The sequence below is a fragment of the Sphingomonas sp. BL-S-05 genome (assembly GCF_055521695.1).
Window position 1 is genome coordinate 2,528,069 of sequence record NZ_CM145499.1, and the last position, 18,810, is coordinate 2,546,878.

The 18,810-nt window shown below is 64.8% G+C and carries 7 protein-coding genes, 1 tRNA gene and 3 pseudogenes; 5 read left to right on the top strand and 6 right to left on the bottom strand.

Features of this window, described 5'->3' with window-relative positions; genetic code table 11:
• Positions 1–2: 2 nt before the first annotated feature.
• Positions 3–2,897 (bottom strand): ATP-dependent helicase, encoded by a 2,895-nt coding sequence (locus ACZ1JS_RS11895; protein WP_465166240.1) that lies wholly within the window; start codon positions 2,895–2,897, stop codon positions 3–5.
• Positions 2,898–3,278: 381 nt separating this feature from the next.
• Positions 3,279–3,647, bottom strand: a pseudogene (locus ACZ1JS_RS11900) (integrase core domain-containing protein); the annotation flags it as partial.
• A 154-nt stretch (positions 3,648–3,801) separates the two neighbouring features.
• Between ACZ1JS_RS11900 and ACZ1JS_RS11905 the strand changes: the two are divergent.
• Positions 3,802–5,098, top strand: a pseudogene (locus tag ACZ1JS_RS11905) (IS110 family RNA-guided transposase).
• A 214-nt stretch (positions 5,099–5,312) separates the two neighbouring features.
• On the opposite strand, the pseudogene ACZ1JS_RS11910 reads toward ACZ1JS_RS11905, so the two are convergent.
• Positions 5,313–5,903: pseudogene (locus ACZ1JS_RS11910) on the bottom strand (transposase family protein); the annotation flags it as partial.
• Between the two features lie 1,264 nt (positions 5,904–7,167).
• On the opposite strand from ACZ1JS_RS11910, the gene ACZ1JS_RS11915 reads away from it, so the two are divergent.
• The 3 genes from ACZ1JS_RS11915 (at position 7,168) to ACZ1JS_RS11925 (ending at position 8,687) form a co-directional block, all read left to right on the top strand.
• Positions 7,168–7,425, top strand: a complete 258-nt coding sequence (locus tag ACZ1JS_RS11915; protein WP_465166241.1) for a hypothetical protein — start codon at positions 7,168–7,170, stop codon at positions 7,423–7,425.
• Positions 7,422–8,555, top strand: a complete 1,134-nt coding sequence (locus ACZ1JS_RS11920; protein WP_465166242.1) for a tyrosine-type recombinase/integrase — start codon at positions 7,422–7,424, stop codon at positions 8,553–8,555. The genes ACZ1JS_RS11915 and ACZ1JS_RS11920 overlap by 4 nt, the downstream gene beginning before the upstream one ends.
• Before the next feature lie 58 nt (positions 8,556–8,613).
• Positions 8,614–8,687: transfer RNA gene (locus tag ACZ1JS_RS11925), tRNA-Gly, on the top strand.
• A 126-nt stretch (positions 8,688–8,813) separates the two neighbouring features.
• On the opposite strand, the gene ACZ1JS_RS11930 is transcribed toward ACZ1JS_RS11925, so the two are convergent.
• Complete coding sequence (locus ACZ1JS_RS11930; protein ID WP_465166243.1) at positions 8,814–10,181, bottom strand: tetratricopeptide repeat protein; 1,368 nt, start codon at positions 10,179–10,181, stop codon at positions 8,814–8,816.
• Positions 10,182–10,398: 217 nt separating this feature from the next.
• On the opposite strand from ACZ1JS_RS11930, the gene ACZ1JS_RS11935 reads away from it, so the two are divergent.
• Positions 10,399–16,071, top strand: a complete 5,673-nt coding sequence (locus tag ACZ1JS_RS11935) for an autotransporter-associated beta strand repeat-containing protein (protein ID WP_465166244.1) — start codon at positions 10,399–10,401, stop codon at positions 16,069–16,071.
• Positions 16,072–16,425: 354 nt separating this feature from the next.
• Here ACZ1JS_RS11935 and pcaF read toward each other — a convergent pair whose 3' ends face one another.
• Both pcaF and pcaDC read right to left on the bottom strand, forming a co-directional pair.
• The gene (pcaF, locus tag ACZ1JS_RS11940; protein ID WP_465166245.1) at positions 16,426–17,628 is read right to left on the bottom strand and encodes a 3-oxoadipyl-CoA thiolase; all 1,203 of its coding nucleotides are present in this window, start codon (positions 17,626–17,628) and stop codon (positions 16,426–16,428) included.
• The gene (pcaDC, locus tag ACZ1JS_RS11945) at positions 17,628–18,806 is read right to left on the bottom strand and encodes a bifunctional 3-oxoadipate enol-lactonase/4-carboxymuconolactone decarboxylase PcaDC (protein WP_465166246.1); all 1,179 of its coding nucleotides are present in this window, start codon (positions 18,804–18,806) and stop codon (positions 17,628–17,630) included. The genes pcaF and pcaDC overlap by 1 nt, the downstream gene beginning before the upstream one ends.
• Positions 18,807–18,810: the final 4 nt, after the last annotated feature.

Here is an 18,810-nt window from a genome sequence, read left to right on the forward strand (position 1 = left end):
ATTTACCCTTCCAAGAACTTCCAATTTTTCATGTCACAGTAGAATCGCGCGTCGCAGTCCTCGCACTTTTTCCCCGGCCGCGACTTCATCCGATAATCGCGGGCCTCGATCCGGCCGACGATCCGGTCAAAGTCCGCGATGGTGCGGTCGATCGCCTTGCTGTCCTTGTCCCAGCTGATGAACGGATTTCCGCTCTCCTCGCTGGTATAGTAGAGATGGGTGCGGCTGACCGTGTGGCCCGTCCTCTCCTCCACCAGGTGTGCGTAGACCTCAAGCTGTTTCCGGTATTGTTGCAATCGCTCCCGATCTCGCACTAGGTCGGGCTTCTTCTCGGCCTTGAAGTCGATCAGCTCGACCGTATCGCCTTCGCCGCGGATCAGGTCCACCGATCCGTTGAGGATGTAGGTGTCCTTGACCATGGAGATATCGACCTCGGCCTCTTTCAGCCGGTCGAAATGCCGCCGCTCGCGCTTCACATAGCGTTCGATATGGCGCAGCGCCGCCCCCTTCGCGAGCTGGTTGAGGTACTGTCGTTCGCGGCGCGAAAGGTAGTGGTAATTGGTTTCGAACCAATCCTCGACCTGGCTAGAGGTGACGATGTGCCCCTCGCCGCGCAACACCGCCTTGTGGACATCCTCAATCGTCTGATGGACGAGCGTGCCGAAGAGCTGGGCGCTGGCGCGGACGGGCGCAAATTCGAGCTCACGGAAGAAGCGATATTGCTCTGCGCAGGTCTCAAACAGCGCGATGTGGGAGGTGAAGCTGTATTGCCGCTTGAGGTTGATCTGCTTCACCACATCGAAGTCGATGCGCTCGGCATGGAACTCGGGATCGCGCCAGTTTGGCAGCTCCGCCCAGGCATCAGCGAAATATTTCGAGGGGGACCGGCCGCGCCCCTCTTTCTCCTCGGTGGCGAGCACCAGCAGGTTCTGGGCTCGGGAGAAGGCGGTGTAGAAGAGACGCCGGAAATCGAAATTCTTGATCCGGTCTAAGGGCTCGAACGGCCGCTTGGCGAGGTATGGCTCCATCGCCACATCGATGTCCGTCCACTGCTTGCGAGGCACCGCCTCAAGCGACCCGCAGACCACGACGGGAAATTCCAGGCCCTTCGATTGGTGAACGGTCAGGAAGGAAACGCACCCGCTGGGCGCATATTCGCTGTCGTCCTCGTACTCGTCGATGCCGCCGTCGTAGAGGAAGCGCAGGAACTGGTTGAACAGATTCAGGAGGTCGCGATCCAGGTATTCTGGGTTCATGACGGTGATGAAATGCAGGTACTCGAATTTGGTCAGCAGCTGCGAGAGCAGGGCGAGGTTGCGCGATGCGCGCCCCTTATCCACCCAGTTTATCATTTCCTCGCCAAGGAAGCGGCTAAACAGCGGGAACTGTAGGAGCTGATAGAAAAGCCCGGTCAGGCCATAGTCGGCTGCTTCCGTCATAGCCATGTGGCGCTTGGCGAGTGGGCGAACAAACGCAAGCAAGCTCGCGTTCTCGGGCTTGCGCAGCTCCTGCGCGAACGCCTGGAAGCACTGGTGATCGTAGTATTCCCAGATCGCCAGCTCCATCCCTTCTCGCGTCTGCCTGATCGAAGGGTAGCGGGGGAAGAGGAAGAGCAATGCGCCGATCATCAACCGAACCTCTTCGCGTTCGAAGAAAAGGTTCGAACGCGGGGAGTAGACCGGGATGCCATTCGTTTCCAGGTGCCGCGCCAGAGCGAGCACCTTATCGTTCTTCACCGACCGGAACAGGAACGCGATCTGGTTCCAATCGGTTAGACCCTTGTCGCGAAGGGAGCGGAGGAAGGTCACCACCTCCTCATGGAAATCACCGTCATCGGACTGGCGGAGCTTCACGACGGACGGCGTGTCGGGAAACTGCTCGTCGCGCGCCACGATGCTCTTGTCGAAGCGGAAGGTCCTGTCGCCTTCGCTCCAATCCTCGTCCGCGATCCAGCGGTTGTAGAAATCGATGATATCCGGCGTTGACCGGTAGTTGATCGTCAGGCGCTCCTGCTTGCACCGACCGGGAGCGAAATTGCTCGGGAACTCAAGGATATTGCGGATGGTGGCACCGCGAAACCGATATAGGCCCTGGTCATCATCGCCCACGACGCAGATGTTCTGCTCATCCCCGGCAAGGAGGAAGAGCAACCGCTCCTGGATGGTGTTCGTGTCCTGGTACTCGTCCACCATGAGGTGGGTCAGTTGCTGGCGGACCTCGCTCAAAACTGCCGGATTTTCCTCCAGCAATCGCAGGGCCTCCGCCTGGATGCCGGAGAAGTCCAAGGCGTTATGCTCAAGCATCAGCTCTTGATAGAGGTCGGCAGCGTGACCGAGTGCGACAATGGCGGGATCATCGCCGGTCTTGAGGGCCGCGACATCGAGCGCCTCCTCGGCGACTTTGTTCAGCCACTTCATCAGCTGGGTGGCGCGGTTCCAGCGGCCGGTTTGCTCCTTCCCGATGACAAGATCGATGTCGGCGATCTCGTCAAATTTGCCCAAGCGCTGGAATAGGAAATATTGCTGGTCGAACTGATCGAACAGGGAAAAATTGCGCTTGAGGCGGGTGAACTCGCGGTGATCCTTCAACAAGCGCAAGCAGATCGAGTGGAAGGTCCCAATATACATTTCATTGATGTTGAACGAGATGCGGAGCTCAAGGAGGCGGTTGGACACGCGAGTGATCAGCTCGCGGGCAGCCTTCTCGGTAAAGGTGACCACCAGCAACTGCTCCGGCCGCTTCCCCTCAACCCATATCAGGCGAACGATGCGCTCTACCAGCGTGTAGGTCTTGCCGGAACCAGGTCCTGCGATGATCAGGACTGGGCCTTGCGTTGCCTCGATTGCTGCCTGCTGGTTTAGGTTTGGTCCTGCCATATGAATGGCATAATCGAGCACGCCGTATTTTGCGAGGGCGCGAACCTACCACAATGACAACTGGTCCCCCTCGAACTATCACCGCCCCCCGGGCTTTAAGAATGCGGGCTACGGCCCCCTCATCGTCAAAGGAATTTGGGAGGTTCGCCGAGAGGCGGCCTCCCTCCGGCTTTCGTAGTTTTGCTGGCTACGCGCCCGTCTTGCGCTTCCAAAATGGATCAGCGGACGGACCGCACCTGGGAACGGACATTCGGCAGCTGAGTGGCGAAGAAGGGTCCTACCGACGCCGATTGATATCTGCGACCTCCATGGTCCGGCTCCGAACCTGACATTCACCTATCGGCCAGTGTTGCGCGTTCGTCGACCGATCGTTGGAGGCTCCTCGAAGTTTGCTGTCGATCGCTAGGTGTTCAGTCCCGGCATCTGGTGGATCGGGTTGACGATGAACCGGTCTGGCTCTGACGTCCAGATCTTGGTGATGTATTCGTAGGGTGTGAGCCCGTTGAGCGTCTTGAGCCGGCGAGCGAAGTTATAGGCGGCCATGAAGTCGGCGAGGTGCGTCCGGAGCTGGTCGTGGCTCTCATAGTGGAAGCGTTTGACGGTCGCTTCCTTGATGGTCCGGTTCATCCGCTCGACTTGTCCGTTGGTCCACGGATGGTTCGGCTTGGTGAGCCGGTGCTCGATGTCGTTGACCTCGCAGATCATGTCGAAGCGCATCTGACGGGACCAGGCGGTGTTGCGATTGCGAGGCTGCTCGGCGAACTGAATGCCATAGCACATTGGGAAGCGCTGGTTCGGGAGCCGCTATGGCCCTGATGAAGACAAGGCCGCGTAGCGGCCGCAGACTTCATCAGGGCAAGCCATGGCCGGTCAGCAGGTATCTAAAGTGAGGTTGTCGAGACAACACTTTGGAGGCCGACCGACCATGACCAAGCTCACCTCTACGCCTGCCGGCGCCGTGCTGGTAGCCATCGACATGTCCAAGAGCCGACAGGAGGTTCTCATCGAGCGACCGGAAGGCGGCCGGCGCCGGCGGATGACCGTCATGGCGACCAGGCAGGACTATGACGGCTTTGCCGAGCAACTCGCTGCTATCGGGCGCCCTATCATCGTCGGGTTCGAGGCGACGGGTAATTACCATCGTACGCTGGCGCACCGGCTGCTGACGGCAGGGTTCGAGCTGCGCCTCATCTCGTCGGTCGCGCTCGCCAGAACGCGCGAGGCGCTGCACAACGGCTGGGACAAGAACGACTCCAAGGACGCGCAGGTCATCCTGCACATGCTGCGGATCGGTGCGACGCAGCGCTACGTCGACCCGCTGGTGGCCGGAATCAACGACCTGCAGGAGCTCTCGAAGACTCACGAGACGATCTCAAGGATGAAGACGCAGACCTGGCATCGGATCCTGACCCACTACCTGCCGCTGTACTTCCCCGAGATCGCCCGCTTCGCAGGCAACAGCCGGTCCGACTGGTTCCTGGCGCTCATCGAGCGGTTTCCGACGCCGGCCACCATCACGGCGCTGGACCGCGAGGCGTTCTCGGCCGCGGCATGGCCGCTCATCGGCCGCAAGGTCTCCAAGGCACGCCTCATCAACGACATCTACGAGACGGCGTCCGCCTCGACGGCACTGCCGGTGCCGGAGAACTCAGCCGCCATCACCATGTTCCGCATGGTCATCGCGCAGGGCCGCAGCCTCATCCACCAGCGAGACGAGATCGAGCGGCTGGCCCATGCGCGGCTCGCCGATGACGTCGACTACCAGCTGCTGCGCAACATTCCGGGCATCGGTCCGATCAACGCGCTGACCATCCTGGCCGAGGCCGGTGATCTGCGGCGCTTCAACCATCATCGTCAGTTCCTGAAGTTCTGCGGTCTCGATCTCGCAACGTGTCAGTCAGGCACGTTCCGTGGCCGCACGAAGCTGTCCAAGTACGGCAATGCGCGCCTGCGCCGGACCTTCTGGATGGCTGCCCAGGTCGCCGCGCGTCAGCGCGACAACAGCTTCCGCGACAAGCTCGGACGATATGTCGCCGGGCACGCGGACGATGCCGACCGTCGCCGCAAGGCGATGACGGCGCTCACCGCCAAGATGGCGCGCGTGGCTCACGCCGTCATCAAGACGGGGACAGAGTACCGGCCGTTCCTCGAACGGTCGGATGCCAGGTGGAAGGACCCCTCTCTGCAAGTGCCGTGAGGGCGCTCGTCGAGCGACCCTGTAGATAATGTTCGGGCCTTCCACCTGGGTGCGTATCTCGTTTTAAGGATGGTGAGGACCACGGCCGCCTCGGCGCTGCTGGATCCTGTGTTTGCTATGGCAGGGAGCGATCCCGTTGACGGTGGGAGCCATCTGGCTCAGATTGCATGCCGCGCCGACGGTTGTCGGCGCATGGATATCTGCTGGCCAAAACCCGCCGCTGCTTCCCGACATAGGACGTTGTCGGTCAGGATCGTGTGGATGCGATACGGCACTGCTTTCAGCAGGTGTTCGAGGAACTCCCAAGCTGTCCGGCGATCGGCCTTGTCGACCAGTTGGGTGACCGCGAACTTGCTGGTGCGGTCAATGCCGACGAACAGGTAGAGCTTGCCTTCGGCAGTCTGCACCTCAGCAATGTCGATGTGGAAGAAGCCGATGGGGTAGCGCTTGAAGCGTTGCCGCTTTGGCTTGTCGCCTTCGATGTCCGGCAGGCGCGAGATGCCGTGTCGCTGGAGGCAGCGGTGCAGAGCTGACCGCGTCAGATGCGGGATCGACGGCTGCAACGCGTAGAGGCAATCGTCGAGCGGAAGCAGTGTGTGCCGCCGAAACGCGACAACCGTTGCTTCCTCCTCCTTGGACAGGGTGGTGGAATGAGGGGCCTTCGGCCCGGTCTTCAGGTCCTCAACCGTCGCCCGCTTGCGCCACTTAGCAACCGTCTTCGGGTTGATCCCCAGCTCTCGGCTCAGCGTCGCGAGCGAAGCTTGCGATCGCTGTATTGCTGCTCGGACGGCGTGCGTGGTCGTGGCGCACCCATGACGAACTTGTCCCATGCGGCTTCCTTCCATTCCAACGAAAGGATCGCACCATCAAACCGTGGGATCAAACACCTAGGTCGAACAGCGCCCGATCTCGCAAGCGGCGACGCTGATTACCTGCTCCGCTGCCCGCATCTTCGTCCCGGGACCGAAGCACTTATGCACAAAAACCTCAAACGTCGGATCGATGATGCCTTTATCGACGGCCTCGCGTCGTAGAAGCATCTCGCCCAAATCCTGCGGAGGTGGCTTCTTCGATATCTATGGCGTTCGTCCGGAACTCGTGCGGCTGCGCAATCCCGACGGCTGGGCGGCACCGTACCGGATGCCAGATTACCCGTCAGCAATCGAAGCTGGGCCTGCCTGCAGTTATTCCACGCCGGTAGGTCGTAGCGCCCAACGAAGCACCGCGGGGCCCCTTGCCGGACGTTAACAGCTTCGGCCCGACTATGCCGCGGCCCCAAAGCCGGCCGGCCCGAAGACCTCCGCAGAACGGATGTCCGGCCGTGATGCCCCGGTGACATTCAAGCCGATAATGGCATAGCGCCGACCATCCGAGTGCTTTCGCGGCAGCTATGCCAAAACGCGGCCCGAACGGCCGCGCTCGCCCAGAAAAGCTATGCCAAGATCGACGAAATGGCATAGCAAGAATTTGCAGCGCAATACCGCTAAAGTGCCGCAGCCACTTTAGCTGCGCTTAGACCGGGTCGGCGCCACCATGATTGGCGCCTAGACATGCGATCGTGTGCGGTTGCCCGCGCATGATCGCCATCTTTTGTCATAGCGGCAAAATTCGCATGCTCGCCGCGTGCCCTATGACAAACGATGGGGTTCGAGGCTGCCGCCTCGAGGTCCTCCACCGCGCCGTTCGAGCGCAGTTCCGGAAGGCGGGACCGCCGGCGGCCAAGACGTACCGCTAGTTATTGAAGCTACGGTAACCATCTTCTTTTTGAGGGGGTAGTGGACAGCACGCCGGATCGAGTCCACGCTCATTACCGAAGCCCTGCCTTGTCAGGTGCTTCGGTGCGGCGATCTTAGAGAAGCTACCGCTGGCCGACCCTCGGCCATCGTCGTCACCTAGGCCGGGGGTCTGCCAGCGGCGAAGCGTGAGCCTGCTCCCGTGACGCGAAAAAAAGATCCAGCCGCACATGGGGCGTCAGCGCGCCGTGCGGTGGTCGAGAACACGGGCCGGGCAACCCCCGAGCAGATTGTTCTCCCGCTGCCCCCCGATATGGAGGGGACTGCCGACCCGTCCCTGCCCGGGCGGAGCGGCGCAGGCGTGTCCGCCGCGAAAGGGCTGAAGCGAGGATCCGAGAACGCAGCAAGTTCTCGGGAGGAAAAGCCTGTGCGCCGCCAGCGGCTCAAGAGTCAGGTCAGTGTCGTCGACATTAAGCGGCTGGTGAAGGCTGCCACCGTCGCTGGCCTACCAGTCAGCTCGCTCGAGGTAAGGCCGGACGGCACCATCGTGCTGAGCACGACCGGACCGGCCAACGACGACGGCGAGGACGTGTTCGCCAAATGGGCGGACCGCCTGTGATCACGGGCGTCCACTTCGTCTCCAAGCGCCTCGCAAGCGGCGACTCGCGGTGGTACGTCTATGCTTGGCGTGGCGGCCCACAGGTCATGTGGGCCGACGGCAAGAGGAAGCCCAAGCTGACGCCCGCAGCGTTGGAAGCGATCGCCGCCGCGGAGAAGATCCGCGAGGCGGCCCGAGCGCCCGATCCGACCATCCTGATGTCGCTGATCCGGAAATGGCGATCCTGCGATCCGAACCGGCCGTCCAGCCCCGAATGGGAGAGGCTTAGCGTCAATACGAAGAAAACCTGGGGATCGGCGCTCGACCGTATCGAGGAGAAATGGGGCAAGGTCCCGCTGGCGATCTTCGACGACCAACGCATGATCGAGAAAGTCATAAACTGGCGGGACAGCCGGGCCGCGACGCCGCGTGCCGCCGATATCGGCATCGACGTTCTCCGCGCGCTGCTGAAGTTTGGGATCCAGCGCGGTCTGCTGCGCATCAACGTCGCCGAGAAGATCGGCAAGCTCTACGTCAATGGGCAGCGAGCCGAGATTATCTGGACGGACGAGGACCTTTTCGCATTTGCGAAAGCCGCCGGTGAGGTCGACGAGCACGTCAACGACGCCGTTCAGCTTGCATCGGTCACCGGCCTGCGGCGTGAGGACCTCGCCCGACTGACTTGGGCCGCTGTCGGCGAGTTCGCGATCGTGAAGAAGGCGCTGAAGGCAAGCAGAGGCCGCCGAAGGTTCGCGACGGTCCCGCGCATTCCCGAACTGGATGCCGTGCTCGACCGACTTCGCACGCGCCATCGCGAACAAGGCGTGGACACAGTGCTGGTGACCACCGCCGGCCGGCCTTGGAATCTGGATACACTTAGCAAGGAGGTCACGAGGGTGGCCAGGAAGGCCGGCATTGTTCATACTGAACCAGACGAAGCCGGAGGTGCGCCCGTGGTCCGCCGCAAGCATCTCCATGACGTGCGCGGGACCTTCGCGACACGCCTGATGACCACCACTGATCTGAGCAACGAGGAGATCGCCAGCATCATGGGCTGGTCGCCCGAAGAGATCGAGCGAATTCGTCGTATCTACGTTGACGACACTGCCCGAAACGTGGCACTTGGCCGTCGCATCGCACGTGGAGTGTAAACCGGATTTGTAAACCGGAGCTCCAAAGGCGATCAGATCAGCGCCAAGCCGTTGAAATGCGGGTGTAGCTCAATGGTAGAGCAGAAGCTTCCCAAGCTTACGACGAGGGTTCGATTCCCTTCACCCGCTCCAGTTCGACGACAGGCACTGCCGGTGGGCGATGTTGCGTCCGGTCGACGTGGCACCGACATCTCTGTCCAAGCCATTTGCGTTCATTGCATCGGGTGAGCCACGCCATCACCATGCTGGTGCGGACGTTCAGGCGATCCTGAATTGCTTGCGACGGTCGATAAAGTTCAAAAGCGCAGGATCGTCCTGCCAGATGGCACGCACGCGATCGACGAACCCCGAGCCACCCCAGCGTTCGTCATGACGTTCTGCATCCTGAAGCAGAGCCATCACCCTGGCACGATCCCGCGCAATCGATGCGACCGTTACCGCCCAGAGCCGATTGTCGTTTCCGGCAGCTATGTCCTCCAGTGCGTGGCGTAGGATCATTCCGTGCAGAACTGCCACGGGAGCCGAACGAACCGCAGTCAGTCTTTGCGCCCTTGCCAGCAGTTTTGCATCGCCACGCAGACGAGCGAAGGTGCTGAAGTAGTCGACATAATCTGTCGGCCTGCCTTCGAGCAGGGCGATGATGGCGAGACAATCCTGTGCGACCGCGAAATCGGGATGGCGAGCCACGATCTCGCGCAATTCCCTCGACGCTGCCACGCCCTCGCCACTCATCCATAATGCCCAGGCGAAATCGGTCCGTATGGCCACCGACCCGGGTTGCAAGAGGCGCGCGCGGTCCAGTTCGGCCAACCCCGCGGCATGGTCGCCATGGTCGGACAGAATATTGCCCAGCCAGAAATGGGTCATCGAATCGCCGTCGTCGAGCGCCAGCGCCTTGCGGAAGCGCGCCTTGGCCTCCGCGAGATCACCATCTCTCCAATAGGCGATGAAGCCCATCAGCCGGTGCCCCGCAGCAAGCTGCGGATCGAGCCGGACGGCGGCACGGGCCGGGATACGAGCGCCGGCAAAGGCATCGGCATCGCTGCGGCGACCGAATTCGCGAGAAAGAACCAAAGCCTCGCCCAACGCTACCTGACCCGGGGCAAAGTCCGGATTCCGACGAACCAGGTCCTCCAGCAAGCGGATCGCCCGCTCCAGCCCTTCAGCGCTGCGATCGGCGGCCAGATCGCGGGCAGCGAGGAAACGCGTAGCCAGCGCGGGGTCGGCCGGAACGCCCGGTGCCGATAGCGGCGATATCGCCGATGGGGATATCAGCATCCCCATCGCGATCGCGGCAATCGGCAGGGTTGCTGAAGCTGCGATACCCAGCCGTATCAGGCGGCGGGGGAATTGCGGGACGTGGACTGAAACCTGCTGTTCGGGAGCTGCCGCACTGGTCCCTCCCGATTCCGTAAGCTGGGACGAAGCTGCCCCCGCCCACCGATCGAGCTCATGGCGGAAGGCATAGACGGTGCCGGTACGGCCACCAGGGATGCGATACACCGGCATTCCCCGGTCTCGCGCCCAGCGGATCGCGGTGGTGCGGTCCCGGTTGAAATGCGCCGCGATCGACTTCCAGCCGTCAAGTCGTTGGTTGACGCCGCCCCCTTCAAGCTCAGCAGCCATATCCGCGCTCGGTTGCAAGTCAGTCGCTTTCCTCACGACAAGTGTTGCCGTCCACACCGGCTCTGCCGAACGACGCTTCCGAACGATATCGTCGTACGACCGGGCAAATCGTCCATACGACAATTTGCTACGCTGCACCACAGCTTGCCCGCTTCCTCCCGGCAACACGCCAGTCCAGCCGCATCCTGCTTTCATCTAAAGGAAAAGGGGCACGGAAATGGTACGTCCGGGATGGGGAAGGATTCGCCGCGGCACGATCGTCGGTCTGCTGGCCTGCACCGCGCTCAGCGGCACCGCACACGCGCAACAGTGGAATGGATCGGTCAGCAACGACTGGTTCGATCCTCGGAATTGGACCCCGAACCAGGTTCCGGCCGGCAATGGATCGGTGACGATCGACGTCCCGACCAGTGGCCCGGTCCTTATCGACCGCAACGAAACGATGACGCTCGGCGAACTGCAGATCGGCCCGAACAATGCCGGCGCGCTGACGGTGCGCGGCGGGACGAAGCTGACCGTCAACGGCCAGTCGGGCATCGGCGGTGGCCAGATCACCGGAACGGCGGGCAACGGCACGCTGCTGGTCAGCGGGACGGGCACCGAGGTGTCGCTGGGCGCGCAACTCTATGTCGCGCCACGGGTCAATGCGCGCGGCACGCTGACCGTAACCGACGGGGCTGTTCTCCGGACGAACGATTCCGCGATTTTCGGGACCGCGGCGGGTTCGGTCGCCAGAGTGAGCATCGCGGGAGCGGGATCGACGATACAGGCAAGGGGTGCGCTCTACCTCGGCAAGGTCAACGACGCGCCGGGCACCTATGACGCGCGGCTGACGATCACCGATGGCGGCAAATATCTGGGCGGCGACTCCGTCACCAATGTGATCGGCCTCGGCGGGTCGGTGCTGGTCAGCGGCACCGGCTCGCTGATGAGCATTGACACCGCGCTCGACATCTCCGGCGATCTGCGGATCGAAAATGGTGGCGAAGCAAGTTTCGAGACCATCGGGGTCGATGGGGGCGGGACCATCGACGTCGCCGGTGCGACGCTACGCGCCGGCGCGGTAAACCATTCCGGTGGCTTTTCGATTCACGATACCGCCCGTGTCACCGCCACCGATAGCCGGATCGAGGTGGGATCGCTGCTCGGCATGTCGGGATCGGCGAGCCTGACGCTGGTCAATTCGGCGTTCCAGTCCAACTCGGTGCGGATGCTCGGCAATGCTGTGCTCAACATCGGCGGCGCCGACGGGGCCGCGCCCGGCGCGCCGGGCACGTTCGCGACCGGCGGCGTGACACTGGAGCAGGCCGGCACCCGGCTGGTATTCAACCACAACGGCACGCTCGACTTCGGCGGCTTCATCAACGGCCCGGGCAGCGTCCTGCACCGCGCCGGCGTCACGCGGCTGACCAGCACGGAATCCGCCAGCCTGTCGGGCCTGTTCGACCTCAGCGGCGGCACGGTGGTCCTGAACGGCGCGTTCCGCGGGGACGAACTGCGCGTCAGCGGCGGCGCGACGATCGCGGGCACGGGAGGCTTGCTCAGCGGCAGGCTGAACGTGCTCGACGGGATCGTCGCGCCCGGCGACGGCGGGATCGGCACCTTGCAACTGAGTGCGCTGTCGCTGTCGTCGGCATCGGTGCTGAACTTCCAGCTCGGCGCGCCGAACCAGGCGGGCGGCGCGGGCAGCGACTTCATCAACGTGAACACGTCGGATGGCACCGGCAATCTCGTGCTGGACGGTACGCTAAACGTCACCGACGCAGGCGGGTTCGGCCCGGGGCTATACGGCCTGATCGGTTACCGGGGCAGCCTGACCGACAACGGGTTGCTGATGGGCACGGTGCCGGCGGGCTTCGCGGCGTCGGACCTGACCATCCAGACATCGGTCGCGCGGCAGGTGAACCTGCTGGTGGCGGCACCAGTCGAACTGCTCAGCTTCTGGGATGGTAGTGGTAGCCCGCGGGACGGGACGGTGACGGGTGGCACCGGTAGCTGGACGGCAACGGCGACCAACTGGACGAACGCCGATGGCAGCCGCAGCGGCCTCTATGATCCGTCGGCGCTGCTCATCTTCGCTGGGACCGGCGGAGTGGTCACGGTGGACAATGGCGCGGGCGCGATCGCTACCGGTGGCGGCATGCAATTCGCGGTCGATGGCTATCGACTGAGCGGCGGTGCGATCGGGCTTGCGAACCAGACGCCGACCATCCGGGTCGGTGATGGTACCACCGCCGGTGCCGGATTCACCGCGACCATCGCCTCCGACATCGGCAACGCGACCGGGTTCACCAAGACCGATCTGGGCACACTGGCATTGACCGGGCGGACGGCGCTGTCCGGCGCGTTCGAGGCGCAGGGCGGGACGCTGGCGGTACAGAATGGCGGGGCGCTGTCGGCCGCGTCGATGCTGGTCGGCCAGGGCGCCACGCTTCGCGTCGGCGGCACCGGCACCACGTTCGCGCTCATCGGGGCCGCGCGCAGCGACGTGTCCGGCAATATGGTCGTGACCGACGGCGCGGTGGCAACAATGACGCCGGCACGGATCGCGACGGGCGGGTCGCTGACCGTGACCGGCGGCGCACAGGTCAACGCGCCTGCGGCGGCGCAGGGCTGGGTCATCGACCAGGGTGCCGACCTTTTGATCGCCGGTGCGGGCACCCGCTTCACCACCGGCAACGACCTGAACATCGCGTCCAGCTTGAGCGGCCAGCCGGCGGGGTCGGCGATCATCACCGACGGCGCGGTGGTCGAGGTCAACGTCGCCAACACCTCCGCCCTCGCCTTCGGCGTGCCGCGCACGCTGACCGTCAGCAACGGCGCCCGGTTGTCCTTCGCGGGCGGCGGGTTGCTGCTCAACAGCGGTACGCTCGACGTGCGGGGCGCAACGGTCGAGATGCACCAGGACCTTGTCATGGGCTCGATCCACGGCAACAACATCCTGACCCTGATCGACGCCAATTTCCGCGCGCCGAGCATCGGCGGGTCGGGCAGCGCGTTGGGCACGGTGATCAACCTGGGCGGCGTAGCGGGCGGGCCGGCGGGCCGGATCGGTACGTTCGACGTCGGGTCCCTGCAATTGGCGGCGACCGATGCGCAACTGATCCTGAACCACAGCGACACTGGTTTCGACCTGACGTCGGCGATCGGTGGCATCGGTACGATCCGTCATCTGGCGGGCGATACGCGGCTGAGCGGGACCAGCACGGACTTCGCGTCGACGCTGGCGCTGTCCGGCGGGCATGTCCGGGTCGATGGGCAGTTCGGCGGGAGCGAAGCCCGCGTCGTGGTCGGCGGCAATGCGACGCTGTCCGGTTCGGGGCGGATCGGCGGTTCGGTATCGGTCGGTGCCGGCACGATCGCCGCGGGAGGCCAGCCGGTCGCCGGGGTCGAACAGACGACCGCCCTGAACGCAGTTGTCTCACCGAACGACGTCGTCGGGCTGCTGACTATCGACGGATCGCTGGCGCTGACCGGCGAATCGTTCCTCCGTTATCAGCTCGGCGCCCCGGACGGGATGGCAGGTCGGTCTAGCGACCTCCTTAATGTCGGCGGCGACCTTACGCTCGACGGCACGCTCGACGTGATCGACGCCGGCGGGTTCGGGGCCGGACTGTATCGCCTCGTCAACTATGGTGGCGCGCTGACCGACAATGGCCTCGCGATCGGCCTGACGCCGGAGGGCTATGACGCGGCAGACCTGACGGTACAAACCGCCACCGCCGGGCAGGTCAATCTGCTGGTCACCGCGCCAGTCTCCAGCTTCGATCTCTGGGACGGCACGGGTGCGGCGGGCGACGGCACCGTGGCCGGGGGCAGCGGCAGTTGGGCCAGCACGGCGACCAACTGGACCATCGCCAACGGCACGCGCAACGGCGCCTATGATCCGGCAACGCTCCTGATCTTTGCGGGTGCGGCGGGCACCGTCACCGTCGACAATGCGGCGGGACAGGTAACGTTGAGGAATGGCGCGCAGTTCGCGACCGATGGCTACAACGTCACCGGCGGCACCGTCCGCCTCGACGCGGCGGACACGGTGTTTCGCGTAGGCGACGGCACGACCGCCGGTGCCGGTTACGGCACGACGATCTCCAGCGCCCTCACCGGCAGCGGCGGCCTCCTCAAGACCGATCTCGGCACGCTCATCCTTACCGGCGCGAACAGCTATAGCGGCGGGACGACCGTGCGCAGTGGCACGCTGCGCGCCGCGTCGGGCAGTCTTGCCGGCGGCGTTGCGGTCGAAGGCGGCGGCACGCTGCAGATCGATCAGGCGACGGACGGGCGCTATGCAGCTGCGGTCTCCGGAACCGGATCGATCCGCAAGACCGGCATCGGCACGCTGTCGCTGACCGGAACGTCGCCCGGCTTCATGGGAACGATGCGCGTCGAGACCGGATCGCTGGACGTGACCGGTACCTTGGGCGGCACGACCGTCGTTGCTGCCGGCGCCGCGCTGACCGGCAGTGGGCGGCTGGGTTCGGTGGACGTCGCAGGCCGGATCGCGCCGGGCGGCGGCACGGCGACACTGCGGCTCGACGGCGATCTGATCCTTCGCGCGGGGTCGACCTACGCGGTCGATCTGACGGCGGCGGGCGGCACCGATCTGCTTTCGGTCGCCGGAACGGCGCGGATCGAGGGCGGCACGGTCGCGGTCACCACGCTCGACCCTGAAACGGACTATCGCGACGGTGCGACCTATCGCATCCTGGACGCGACAGGCGGGTCTAGCGGCACCTTCGCCTCCCTGACCGAGACGTCGGCATTCCTCGATTTCGCGTTGCAGTACGACCCGTCGGGCGCGGCGATCCGCGTCAGCCAAGTCCGAACCTTCCCGGACGTGGCGAAGACCTTCAACCAGCGGCAGGCGGCCACAGCGCTGAAATCGCTGAACCGGGCGCCGGGATCGGATTCGCTTGCAGTCCACAACACCATCCTGATGCTGGATCAGGAGGCGGCGCTCGATGCCTTCGATGCCGGATCGGGCGAAATCTACGCGGCGTTGATCGGCGGCGGCCAGCGGCGGACGATGCACCGGGCGCAAGGGATGATGATGCGCGGTAACGCAACGCTTGCGGAGGGCATCGACATCTGGGGCGGCCTTACCGGGAACAATGGTCACGTCGACGCGGACGGCAATGGCGGTCGCTTCGGGCAACGCCAGGGCGGCGGCGAGATGGGCGTCGATTACCGCGCCGATGGCTTCAGCTTCGGCGTGAGCGGTGGGATACAGCGGGGCGACCTGGACCTGCCGTCGCGACGCTCCCACGCCGAGATGCGCGACTGGACGGTCGGTGCATATGGTCGGCTAGAGCGCGCGACCGGCCTGTCGGTCGTGGCGGGCATCCTGCGCGCACGCAGCGAAGCAACGGTGGCCCGGACGATCGGTATAGATGCTCCTGCGCGTATCGCGCGTAGCGAGGTTGCCCTCGATTCGACCGCAATCTCGGGATCGGTCGGCTATGCCTGGAAGAGCGGTTCATGGTCGCTCGGTCCGGTCACATCGGTCCATTATGCCGTCGGACGACTGGGACGATTTGCGGAGAATGGCGCCGGGGCGCTAAACCTGTCCGCGGGACGCAACAGCGATCATTGGGTTCGTTACGGGCTTGGCGGGGTCGCCCGATGGCGCACCGACCAAGGCCATGCCGATCTGTCGATGCGCTATGTCACGGGACCGCGCAATGACGCCGATGCGCGCCTGCTGATGGCAGGTTCGCCCGTGCCGTTCGAAGTCCGCGCGGCCCAGGGAGCAAGAAAGGGGGTTTCGCTGCAGGCATCGGGAACACAGGCGCTCGGCAGCGGCTGGTCCCTCAGCGGCCAGGCCGCCGCCTTTGCGGCCAGCAGCGAGAATTCCGTCGCAGGCTTCGTGCGCCTGTCCGAGATCTTCTGAGGCTCTTCAGCTACCGGCAAAGGAACCTGATGTTGCAACGGCGTGCAGTGCGTGGGCCTGTCCTGCCCGCGCACTGCACGCGTTGTTCGCGGGTTCGGGCATCGCCGGCTTCGTCAGGCCTTAGAATGAAAATCGCAAGAGCCATCGACCCTGCCATCGCCCCCAATCACGCACGGCAATGGCCTATTCCCTTCACCCGCTCCACATCGAACGGCTGCTCCAGATGGTTCGTCGGATCGGTTCGTGGCGTCAGTATCATGTCGGGCCGCCAACCTGATCGCCGCGTCCCCTTACAGGGCGGCCCAACGCTTGCTGTAGCGACCTGTTTGAACAACTTGGCAACCGGTCAGAGCATCAAGCCCGTTCGAGCATCAGCGCGATACCCTGTCCGACGCCGATGCACATGAACGCCATGGCATAGCGGCCGCCGGTGCGGTGGAGTTCCTCTACCGCCGTCATGGCGATGCGCGCGCCCGACATGCCGAGCGGATGGCCGAGCGCGATGGCGCCGCCGTTGCGGTTCACGCGGGGATCGTTGGTGGCGATGTCGAGGTCGCGCAAGGTGGCGATGGCCTGTGCGGCAAAGGCTTCGTTGAGTTCGATGACGTCGAGCTGGTCGAGGCCGATGCCGGTGATGCGGCAAAGCTTGCGCGCCGCCTCGATCGGTCCCGCGCCCATGACGCGCGGCGCGATGCCGGCCGACGCCATGCCGAGGATGCGCGCGCGCGGGGCAAGGCCGTGTCGCGCCGCCGCCGCTTCCGATGCGATCAGCATCGCCGCCGCGCCGTCGTTCAGACCCGATGCGTTGCCCGCGGTCACCGTGCCGTCGGCGCGGACCACCGGCTTGAGCTTGGCCAGCGCCTCCAGGCTGGTCGCGCGCGGATGTTCGTCCTGCGCGAAGACGATGGGGTCGCCCTTCCTCTGGGGCACGGTGACCGGCACGATCTCGGCAGCCATGCGTCCGCTGGCGATGGCGGCGGCGGCCTTTTGCTGGCTGGCAAGCGCAAAGGCGTCCTGGTCCGCGCGGCTGACCTGCCAGTCGTCGGCGACGTTTTCCGCCGTCTGCGGCATGGTATCGACGCCGTACGCCGCCTGCATCGCCGGGTTGACGAACCGCCAGCCGAGCGTCGTATCCTCGATCTTCTGGCTACGGTCGAAGGCGCTGTTCGCCTTCCCCATCACGAACGGCGCACGAGTCATGCTCTCTACCCCGCCCGCGATCAGCAGACCGGCGTCACCGCTGCGGATCGCCTGGCCCGCGCTGCCGACCGCGTTCAGTCCCGATCCGCACAGCCGGTTGATCGTTCCGCCCGGCACCGTATCGGGCAGGCCGGCGAGCAGCACCGCCATGCGCGCGACGTTGCGATTGTCCTCGCCCGCCTGGTTGGCGCAACCGAGCAGCACGTCGTCGACGGCGTTCCAGTCGACGTTCGGATTCCGCTCCATCAGCGCGCGCAACGGGATCGCGGCGAGATCGTCGGCACGGACGGAGGACAGCGATCCGTTCAGGCGGCCGATGGGTGTGCGGATCGCGTCGCAGATATAGGCGTCGGGCATCAGGCTTCCTGTTCGATGAGGGCGATGATCTTCCGGGCTTCGGCAAAACCGGTGTTGGCGGCGGGGACCCCGGCATAGATGGCGGTCTGCATCAGCACCTCCTTGAGATCCTCGGTGGTGAAACCGCCTTGCGACAGACCGGCGCGGACGTGGAGGGCGAATTCCTCCCAGCGGCCGAGCGCACAGGTGATGGCGAGGACGAGCAGGCGTCGGGTACGGTCGTCGAGTCCAGGGCGCCCCCAAATCTCACCCCAGGCGATACGGGTAATCATCGCCTGAAAATCGGCGGTGAAGGCGGTGCGCTGCGCGAGGCTGGCGTCGACCCACGCATCGCCCAGCACGCGGCGGCGGTTGACCAGACCCGCCTCGAACAAAGTGTCGGCGGCCTGTGCTGCAGCCGCATCGGCGCACAGGAACCCACGCAGTGCCGTCGCCAGTGCGGCGGGCGCCTCGATCGGCGGCAGGTGCGCACCGTCGACACTGGCGTGACGCACGCCGGCGATGGTCATCAGATGCTCGCCATGCCCGGCATAGGGGGTCGAAACGTCGAGCGTCGCGGTCACCACCAGCGTCGGTACGGCGATGGCGGCAAGGCGGTCGGCCAGCGCCATGTCCCGGATCGCCGCACCGGCCCCGGCATAGCCTGCATCGGCCTGGCGCGCGATGCCGTCGCGCAGGGTGTCGGCAATCTCCGGGTGGCGTGCCGCGAAGCCGGGCGACAGGAAGCGTCCGACCGCCATATCGGCAATGGCCGCCGTACCGTCGCTGCGGACGGTGTCGATCCGCGCGGCCCAGGCCGCCGGATCCATCGTCGCCGAAGTGCAGATCAGCGCCAGTGCCATCACCCGCCCGGGATGGTCGAGTGCCAGCTGCATCGCGACCATGCCGCCGAGCGACACCCCCGCTATCGCAGCCTGCGCGACCCCCGCATCGTCGAGGATCGCCACAACGTCGTCGGCGAGCATGGCGAGGCTATAGTCGCCATCGGGGGCGTCCGAGCCGCCGGCGCCGCGCGTGTCGATGCGCAGCAGCCGGAACGCCGGAAGCAACAGGGGAACGGTGCGATCCCATAGCGACAGGTCGGTGCCGATCGAATTGAGCAGCACCAGCACCGGACGATCCGCTGCGCCCTCGATCCGCCAATGCAGGCGCACGCCGTCGCGAAGGGTGATAGCCATGGCG

What these genes read in the sequence shown, in the direction of transcription:
- ACZ1JS_RS11930 (WP_465166243.1), bottom strand. Translation starts at nt 10,181, where the DNA reads ATGGCTGCTGAGCTTGAAGGGGGCGGCGTCAACCAACGACTTGACGGC.
- ACZ1JS_RS11935 (WP_465166244.1), top strand. Translation starts at nt 10,399, where the DNA reads ATGGTACGTCCGGGATGGGGAAGGATTCGCCGCGGCACGATCGTCGGT.
- pcaF (WP_465166245.1), bottom strand. Translation starts at nt 17,628, where the DNA reads ATGCCCGACGCCTATATCTGCGACGCGATCCGCACACCCATCGGCCGC.
- pcaDC (WP_465166246.1), bottom strand. Translation starts at nt 18,806, where the DNA reads ATGGCTATCACCCTTCGCGACGGCGTGCGCCTGCATTGGCGGATCGAG.